The organism is Candidatus Symbiopectobacterium sp. (assembly GCF_020054415.1).
GTDB lineage: Bacteria > Pseudomonadota > Gammaproteobacteria > Enterobacterales > Enterobacteriaceae > Symbiopectobacterium.
This window is the reverse complement of the sequence record NZ_JAHWCO010000321.1, coordinates 1-9,136: the sequence shown is the minus strand read 5'-3', so window position 1 is coordinate 9,136 and position 9,136 is coordinate 1. Positions and strand designations below refer to the sequence as shown.

The window sequence follows — 9,136 nt, the reverse complement described above, 5'->3', positions numbered from 1 at the left end:
GAGGGCCTTTTCAGGTTCACCAGGCGCGGAACTCATCGAGGCGCGGGCATCTCGCCCACAGAGACGCCGGATAGATTGAAGCAAGCCCACCATTAGTCAAAAATCAGTGTTGCAAAAATGGGGGTGACCATAGATTTTGTTCTGATGCGCCTCGTAATTATAAGGCGCACATGCTAGGAGAGTGGCAACTGGCAGTGTGAAAATGAGCCATCTTAAGATTATCGTCATCGCGCTATCCCTCAACATCAGTCGGCTCGTTGGATCGAAAATCTATCAAAGGTATCGCACCTGAGATACTCACAGCGCGTTTTGATTGGCTCTTGGTTTAAATGAGCTGTAGAAGTCCCGACATAACGCCGGAAACGCTGATAATGTGCGCGTAGCACATCAACACGAGAATCCGCCAGGTGGACATGCGGGTTGATCTAAAGGCAGTTCCCGCCAATGCGGGAACCCTATTGACCATGCATAAAATCGGTTACACCGTGCGGAACGAAATCTCGGTCGGAACGACTTCACCCTGCCAGTAAAGCTGTGCAGCCACCTGTCCGGCCAGTTCGCGATACAGTGAGGTGAACTCGCTGTCTGGCTTGCTGGCAACGGTGGGTTCACCGCGATCGAGATCCTCACGCAGAGAGATATGCAGCGGCAGTTGCCCCAACAGGGCACAGTTGTATTTCTCCGCCAGTTTCTGCGCGCCGCCGGTGCCAAAAATCGGCTCCAGATGACCACAGTTGCTGCAAATATGCACGCTCATGTTCTCGACGATACCCAACACCGGTACGCTGACTTTCTCGAACATGGTGATGCCCTTCATGGCATCCACCAACGCGATATCTTGCGGCGTCGTCACCACCACTGCGCCCGTCACTGGCACATTTTGCGCCAGCGTCAACTGGATATCCCCGGTGCCCGGAGGCATATCTAACACCAGATAATCGATATCCGGCCAGAGCGTATCTTGCAGCAGTTGCAACAGCGCTTTACTCGCCATCGGGCCACGCCACACCATCGCATTATCATCCGTCACCAGATAACCGATAGAGTTGGTTGCCAGACCATAAGCCATGATCGGTGCCATGTGCTGACCATCCGGAGAGGTCGGGCGCTCGCTGGCAGTGCCTAACATGGTCGGAATGGAAGGGCCATAGATGTCGGCATCGAGAATACCCACCGACGCTCCCTCTGCGGCCAGCGCCAACGCCATGTTCACCGCGGTGCTGGATTTCCCTACGCCCCCCTTGCCAGAGCTAACGGCAATAATGTTTTTAACACCTTTGACACCCGCCTGATTGTTAACACGGCGCAGCGTGGCAATACTGTGTGTCAGGCGCCATTCCACATCCTTGGCGCCGGTTAAACGCATCAACTCTGGGCTGACGGTTTCTTTTAATACGTCCAACCCACTCAACCAGGCAAATGGCATCACCAGTTCGATGCGCAGCACCTCATTCAGCAAAGCACAGTGATTCAAGGCATTGAGCGTTGTCAGGTTATTTTTCAGCGTCGGGTACTTAAACGTGGAGAGGACACCGGTCACCAGTGCCTTCAGCGTATCGGGGGTCTGCTCAGGGATTGTTGCGTTCATCCCGGTTCCTTATCGTTCTCATTATTTTGTGGAAAAACAGCCACAGCATAACAGAATGCCCCGCCACGATCGTTGACCTCAGTGAAAAAATCGCCCCGGGAAACGAGAACGCCGCATTGTCCGCGTTTGACAGGGTTTTCCGCTTACAGAGGTTTACGCCACAAGGGCCTATCGGTTAACATCGGGATTCCCTCTCGTCATAATGAAAGAAAGTAAGTTCCCTACTATGACTCAAGTCGCTAAGAAAATATTGGTAACCTGCGCGTTGCCTTATGCTAACGGATCAATCCACCTCGGCCACATGCTGGAGCATATCCAGGCTGATATCTGGGTCCGTTATCAGCGAATGCGCGGTCACCAGGTTCACTTTATCTGTGCGGATGACGCCCACGGTACGCCAATCATGTTGAAAGCACAGCAGATGGGTGTGGCACCGGAGCAGATGATTGCGGACGTGAGTCAGGAACATCGGCGGGATTTCGCTGGCTTTCAGATTAGCTACGACAATTATCACTCCACCCACAGTGAAGAGAACCGGGGGTTGTCCGGTCTTATCTATGGTCGTTTGAAAGAGAACGGTTTTATCAAGAACCGCACCATTTCTCAGCTCTACGATCCGGAAAAAGGCATGTTCTTGCCTGACCGTTTCGTCAAAGGCACCTGCCCGAAATGTAAAGCGGCCGATCAGTATGGTGACAACTGCGAAGTGTGCGGCGCGACTTATAGCCCGACGGAACTGATCGACCCGAAATCGGCGGTTTCCGGTGCGACACCGGTGATGCGCGAGTCGGAGCACTTCTTCTTTGATTTGCCCGCATTCAGCGAAATGCTGCAAGCCTGGACGCGTTCCGGTGCGTTGCAGGAGCAGGTCGCCAACAAGATGCAAGAGTGGTTTGATGCCGGCCTGCAACAGTGGGATATCACCCGCGATGCGCCCTACTTCGGTTTCGAAGTGCCGGATGCCCCGGGCAAATATTTCTACGTCTGGCTGGATGCGCCGATCGGTTACATGGGGTCGTTTAAAAACCTGTGCGACAAACGCGGTGATATCGATTTTGATGAGTTCTGGCGTAAAGAGAGCAGTGCTGAGCTGTACCATTTCATCGGCAAAGATATCGTCTATTTCCATAGCCTGTTCTGGCCTGCCATGTTAGAAGGTAGCGGTTTCCGTAAGCCGACCAACCTGTTTGTGCACGGCTATGTGACGGTAAACGGTGCCAAGATGTCCAAATCGCGCGGCACCTTTATCAAGGCCGAGACCTATCTGCAACATCTGGATGCCGATTGCCTGCGTTATTACTACGCGGCCAAGATGTCGTCACGCATTGACGATATCGACCTCAATCTGGAAGATTTCGTGCAGCGCGTGAATGCCGATATCGTTAACAAAGTGGTTAACCTCGCGTCACGTAATGCCGGTTTCATCAATAAGCGTTTTGGCGGAAAACTGGCGGAAACCTTGGATTATGCCGAGCTTTATACCACCTTCGCCAATGCGGCTGACAGTATTGCCGAAGCCTACGCCAACCGCGAATCCGGCAAAGCCATCCGCGAGATCATGGCGCTGGCCGACATCGCCAACCGCTATGTGGACGAACAAGCCCCGTGGGTAGTGGCAAAAGAAGAAGGCCGCGATGCGGATTTGCAGGCGATTTGCTCCATGGGCATCAACCTGTTCCGCGTGCTGATGACCTACCTGAAACCGGTATTGCCGTCGCTGGCCGAGTGCGCCGAAGCGTTCCTCAACACTACGTTGACCTGGGATGCGGTAGCACAACCGCTGCTGAGTCACGACGTGAAAGCGTTCAAAGCGTTGTTCAACCGTATCGATCTCGACAAGGTCAATGCGATGGTTGATGCTTCCAAAGAGGACATGAGTGCCAAGAAGGTCGTGACCGGTCCGCTGGCTGGCGATCACATTCAGGACACCATCTCTTTTGACGATTTTGCCAAAGTGGATATGCGCATTGCGCTGATCAAACAGGCAGATTTCGTGGAGGGCTCTGACAAGCTGCTGCGATTGACACTGGATCTCGGCGGTGAAACGCGCCAGATTTTCTCCGGCATCCGCACGGCTTACCCCGATCCGAAAGCGCTGGAAGGCCGTTTGACCATCATGGTCGCCAACCTGGCCCCAAGTAAAATGCGATTCGGCGTGTCGAAAGGTATGGTGATGGCCGCAGGCCCTGGCGGCAAGGATGTTTTCCTGCTCAGCCCGGATAGCGGTGCTCAGCCGGGAATGCAAGTGAAATAATCCATCAAACCGTCTCCGGACGGCTTTTTTATCGCCCTTTATTTGCGGCAAAACATCTCACAGACGTAGCATTCCCCCCCATTTCCTGTTGCTCAATTGTGTCTTTTTTGTACGGCGATTTTTTGTCACTTTGGCTATTTTTACAGCGAAAAAACAACCATTAGATTACAAAACTGAAACCAAACGATATATAATTAATTATATATCGCCATAAAAACATACCGTTAAAGGAATAAAAAGGTGTTTTAAATACTTAAATTTTGATTTCGCGCAAAACCCCTATCGTGAGTGTTGTTAAATTGCCTGCAACAAGAAACAAACAATCACATAGGGAAACTAATGCAAATCAATCGAAGAGGTTTCTTTAAAGTTTGTGCAGGAGGGATGGCTGGCACCACCCTCACAGCACTGTGCTTTGCCCCCACAGAAGCAATGGCATCGGTGCGTCAGTACAAATTACTGCGCGCCAAGGAAACGCGTAACAACTGCACCTACTGCTCCGTCGGGTGCGGTGTGTTGATGTACAGCCTAGGTGATGGCGCGAAAAACGCTAAACCTGCCATTTACCATATCGAGGGGGATCCGGATCATCCGGTCAGCCGTGGCTCGCTGTGTCCGAAAGGCGCAGGGCTGGTTGACTACATCCACAGCGAAGGACGTTTGAAGCATCCCGAGTATCGCGCGCCAGGCTCCAACAAATGGCAGCGCATTAGCTGGGATGATGCCATTGATCGTATTGCACGCCTGATGAAGGCAGACCGTGATGCCAACTTTGAACGCTTCAACGCCAAGGGCACTGTAGTTAACCGTTGGTTGACCACCGGCATGCTCTGCTCTTCTGCCGCCAGCAATGAAACCGGTATCCTCGATCAGAAATTTGCCCGCTCACTGGGTATGATCGCTATCGACTGCCAGGCACGCCTGTGCCATGGCCCGACCGTTGCCGCACTCGCGCCCACGTTTGGTCGCGGTGCCATGACCAATAACTGGGTGGATATCAAAAACGCCAACCTGATTATCGTGATGGGCGGTAACGCCGCAGAAGCCCACCCGGTTGGTTTTAAATGGGCGGTCGAAGCGAAAACCCATAACGACGCCAAACTGATCGTGGTTGACCCGCGCTTTAACCGCTCCGCCGCCGTAGCCGACCTCTATGCCCCGATCCGGGCAGGTTCCGATGCTGCGTTCCTGCTGGGGATTATCAACTACCTGATCACCCATGATAAAATTCATCACGAATATGTGAAGTCTTACACCAGCGCCAGCCTGATCGTGCGCGAGGACTTCGGGTTCGATGAAGGCCTGTTCAGCGGCTATAATGCGGATGCCAGCCAGTACGACAAGACCAGTTGGAACTACGAACTGGACGCCAACGGCTTTGCCAAACGCGATATGACGCTGACACACCCGCGCTGTGTTTGGAACCTGCTGAAAGCGCATGTTGCTCGCTACACGCCTGAAATGGTGGTTTCACTGTGCGGTACGCCTGCGCATCATTACGAAGAGATCTGCCGCTCTCTGGCAGAAACCAGCGTTCCCGATAAAACAGCGACCTTCATGTACGCGCTGGGTTGGACACACCACACCAGCGGCGCACAGATTATCCGGGCCGCAGCCATGATCCAGTTGCTGCTTGGCAACATCGGCATGGCCGGTGGCGGCGTCAACGCCCTGCGCGGTCACTCCAATATTCAGGGCTATACCGACCTGGGGCTGCTCAGCCTTAACCTGCCGGGCTACATGCCTCTGCCGTCGGAAAAGCAAGCTGACCTGAAAACCTACCTCAAGCAGATCACGCCGGATGCACTGCTGCCGGACCAAGTCAACTACTGGAAGAATACGCCAAAATTCTTTATCAGCATGATGAAGAGCTTCTATGGCGACCACGCGCAAGCAGACAATCAGTGGGGCTATGAATGGCTACCGAAGTGGGATCGCAGCTACGACGTGATGGTGCAAACCGAGTTGATGGTTGAAGGTAAGATGCACGGCTATATCGTGCAAGGCTTCAACCCGCTGGCGGCGTTCTCCAACAAGAACAAAGCGACGGAAGCGCTCTCCAAATTGAAGTACATGGTAGTTATCGATCCGCTTGCGACCGAGACCTCCACCTTCTGGCAGAACCACGGCGAATTTAACGATGTCGATAGTGCCTCCATCCAGACTGAAGTGTTCCGTTTGCCTTCCAGTTGCTTCGCGGAAGAAAACGGCTCCATCGCCAACTCCGGCCGTTGGTTGCAATGGCACTGTGCAGCGGCAGAGCCCCCGGCAGAGGCGCTGCACGACGGGAAGATCCTCGGCAAACTGCTGATGCGCCTGCGCGAACTGTATCGCGAAGAAGGCGGCGTATGCCCTGAACCGTTGATGAACATCAACTGGAACTATCAGGACCTGGAAGACCCAACGCCGGAAGAAATTGCGCGCGAAAGTAACGGTATGGCGCTGGCGGATATTTATGACGACAAGGGCGCGCTGATCCTGAAAAAAGGCCAGCAACTGGCAGACTTCTCGCAGTTGCGCGACGACGGCACCACATCCAGCTTCTGCTGGATTTACGCCGGTAGCTGGACGGAAAAAGGCAACCAGATGGCGAACCGCGACAACAGCGATGCCGGGCTGGGGGCAACGCCGGGCTGGGCCTGGTGCTGGCCGCAAAACCGCCGCATCCTGTACAACCGCGCCTCCGCTGACCTTCAAGGAAAACCGTGGGACAGCAAGCGCAAGCTGCTGGAGTGGAACGGCCAGAAATGGCAAGGCATCGATGTGCCTGATTTCGCCTCTACCGTACCGCCAGGCAAAGACGCGATGCCGTTTATCATGTTGCCGGAAGGCGTGGCGCGTCTGTTCTCGGTAGATAAACTGGTCGATGGCCCGTTCCCGGAACACTACGAACCGGTGGAAACTCCGCTCGACACCAATCCGTTGCACCCGTCCGTGGTATCCAGCCCGGCGGCACGACTGTTTGCCCGCGATGCAAAAACCATGGGCAAGGCGAGCGATTTCCCTTATGTCGCTACCACCTACTCCATTACCGAGCTGTTCCGTCACTGGACCAAGCATGCGCGTATTAACGCCATTATCCAACCCGAGCAGTTTGTGGAAATTGGCGAAAAACTGGCGCAGAGCAGAGGGATCAAAGCGGGGGATGAGGTGAAGGTTTCCTGTCAGCGCGGCTACATCAAAGCCAAAGCGGTGGTCACCAAACGTATAAAGACCTTGACCGTCGCCGGTAAAGCGATTGAGACCGTCGGGATACCTTGTCACTGGGGCTTTGAAGGCACCACGCGCAAAGGCTTCCTGGCAAATACCCTCACGCCCAGCGTCGGTGACGCTAACTCGCAAACGCCAGAGTTCAAGGCGTTTTTGGTGAATGTGGAAAAGGTGTAAGGTAGCGCGCTATGTCAATGCAATCTCAAGATATTATTCAATGTTCGGCTACCAGTATTCTGACACCGCCACCGCACGTGAGAAACGATAAAAGTGAAGTGGCCAAACTGATTGACGTCACCACCTGTATCGGCTGTAAAGCCTGTCAGGCAGCCTGCTCCGAGTGGAACGACATCCGTGACGAAGTGGGCCATAACCACGGGGTGTATGATAACCCGATGGATCTGAGCGCCAAATCCTGGACGGTGGTGCGCTTTTCCGAAGTGGAAAGCGCCGATCGTCTGGAGTGGCTAATCCGTAAAGATGGCTGCATGCACTGTAGCGATCCGGGCTGTTTGAAAGCGTGTCCGTCTGCCGGTGCCATCATTCAGTATGCGAACGGCATAGTCGACTTCCAGTCCGAGCACTGCATCGGCTGCGGTTACTGTATCGCTGGCTGCCCGTTCAACGTTCCGCGGCTCAATAAAGACGATAACAGGGTGTATAAATGCACCCTGTGTGTGGATCGCGTTAGCACGGTTCAGGAACCAGCCTGTGTGAAAACCTGTCCGACCGGTGCCATTCATTTCGGAACCAAGGAAGATATGAAGCTGCTGGCTGAAGAGCGCATCACGCATCTGAAAAAACGCGGTTATAACAACGCGGGTCTGTACGATCCAGAAGGGGTGGGCGGTACTCACGTCATGTACGTGCTGCACCATGCTGATAAACCGTCGCTCTACAACAATCTGCCCGACAATCCGCAGATCTCTACCCCGGTCAACTTGTGGAAAGGTATCCTCAAACCGCTGGCAACGCTCGGCTTTGTCGCTACCTTTGCCGGTTTGATTTTCCACTATGTTGGCGTGGGACCAAACACGGAAGAAACGGAGCATGACCACGACGAGGAGGAGAAGCAATGAGCAAGCAGAAAATGATTGTGCGCACTAAATTCGTTGACCGCATCTGTCACTGGATTGTAGTCATCAGCTTCTTCCTGGTGGCGCTGTCCGGGATTGCGCTGTTTTTCCCAACGTTGCAATGGCTGACGCAGACCTTTGGTACGCCGCAGATGGGACGCATCATGCACCCGTTCTTCGGTATTTTGATCGTCATTTGCTTGGTGCCAATGTTCTTCCGTTTTGTGAGCCATAATATTCCGAAACGCCGCGACCTTCCCTGGTTCCTGAATATCGTTGAGGTTCTGAAAGGCAATGAACATAACGTCGCGGATGTGGGCAAATACAACCCGGGCCAGAAAATGATGTTCTGGAGCATCATGGGGTTGACGCTGGTGTTGCTGATTACCGGCATCATCATGTGGCGGCCTTACTTTTCCCACCTGTTCCCGATCGATATCGTGCGTTACGCTATTCTGGTTCACGCGGCTGCAGCTATCGTGTTAATCCACGCCATCCTGATTCATATGTACATGGCGTTCTGGGTACGTGGTTCCATCAAGGGCATGATCGAAGGCAAAGTTTCTGCCAAATGGGCGCGTAAGCACCACCCACGTTGGGCGCGTCAGGTGCTTAACGAAGAAGAAGAGAAAAAGTAAATCTCAATCTCGTCGTTCCCGCGCAGGTGGGAACCTCTTTTATCTTGCATGTCATTCCCACGCAGGCGGGTAGTGTATTCAATATGTTGATTGCAGTGTGAAATGTCCGGTTTTGGATGTGGAATACAGTGGCTAAAGTTGATGTAAGATGCCCGTTTTGTGAACAGACATCTCCTGTGAAAAAACACGGTTATGCCAAAAGTGGCCATCAGCGTTACCGTCGTCAGTCGGCTTTGTTGAATAAATAGAACTTTTGGGTAATCATCGGAGCAGATCACCACAGTTGTTTCAAAATCAGGTCTCCATGGCAAAACAAAATTGGCTTTGTTGAATAAATAGATTTTATGCTGGCAGCCCAGCGAAACGACGG

Annotated in this window: 5 protein-coding genes and 1 pseudogene; 5 read left to right on the top strand and 1 reads right to left on the bottom strand. The window is 53.3% G+C overall.

The genetic code is table 11. The features are described from left to right. Window positions 1-478: 478 nt before the first annotated feature. Window positions 479-1,588, bottom strand: a complete 1,110-nt coding sequence (gene apbC, locus QZ506_RS09375; protein ID WP_291970600.1) for an iron-sulfur cluster carrier protein ApbC — start codon at window positions 1,586-1,588, stop codon at window positions 479-481. A gap of 226 nt (window positions 1,589-1,814) precedes the next feature. Here apbC and metG point away from each other — a divergent pair, with 226 nt between their 5' ends. The 5 genes and pseudogenes from metG to QZ506_RS09350 form a co-directional block, all read left to right on the top strand. Continuing rightward, window positions 1,815-3,842, top strand: coding sequence for a methionine--tRNA ligase (gene metG / locus QZ506_RS09370; RefSeq protein WP_291970598.1), 2,028 nt, complete (start codon window positions 1,815-1,817; stop codon window positions 3,840-3,842). A 339-nt stretch (window positions 3,843-4,181) separates the two neighbouring features. Further along, window positions 4,182-7,229 (top strand): formate dehydrogenase-N subunit alpha, encoded by a 3,048-nt coding sequence (gene fdnG, locus QZ506_RS09365; RefSeq protein ID WP_291970596.1) that lies wholly within the window; start codon window positions 4,182-4,184, stop codon window positions 7,227-7,229. Between the two features lie 11 nt (window positions 7,230-7,240). Further along, window positions 7,241-8,131, top strand: coding sequence for a formate dehydrogenase subunit beta (gene fdxH, locus QZ506_RS09360; RefSeq protein ID WP_291970595.1), 891 nt, complete (start codon window positions 7,241-7,243; stop codon window positions 8,129-8,131). Next, complete coding sequence (gene fdnI / locus QZ506_RS09355) at window positions 8,128-8,766, top strand: formate dehydrogenase-N subunit gamma (RefSeq protein ID WP_291970592.1); 639 nt, start codon at window positions 8,128-8,130, stop codon at window positions 8,764-8,766. The genes fdxH and fdnI overlap by 4 nt, the downstream gene beginning before the upstream one ends. A gap of 128 nt (window positions 8,767-8,894) precedes the next feature. Continuing rightward, a pseudogene (locus QZ506_RS09350) lies at window positions 8,895-8,993 on the top strand (IS1 family transposase); the annotation flags it as partial. Window positions 8,994-9,136: the final 143 nt, after the last annotated feature.

Excerpts from the sequence above, each read along its gene's own strand:
- apbC (WP_291970600.1), bottom strand. The coding sequence starts at position 1,588 with ATGAACGCAACAATCCCTGAGCAGACCCCCGATACGCTGAAGGCACTG.
- metG (WP_291970598.1), top strand. The coding sequence starts at position 1,815 with ATGACTCAAGTCGCTAAGAAAATATTGGTAACCTGCGCGTTGCCTTAT.
- fdnG (WP_291970596.1), top strand. The coding sequence starts at position 4,182 with ATGCAAATCAATCGAAGAGGTTTCTTTAAAGTTTGTGCAGGAGGGATG.
- fdxH (WP_291970595.1), top strand. The coding sequence starts at position 7,241 with ATGTCAATGCAATCTCAAGATATTATTCAATGTTCGGCTACCAGTATT.
- fdnI (WP_291970592.1), top strand. The coding sequence starts at position 8,128 with ATGAGCAAGCAGAAAATGATTGTGCGCACTAAATTCGTTGACCGCATC.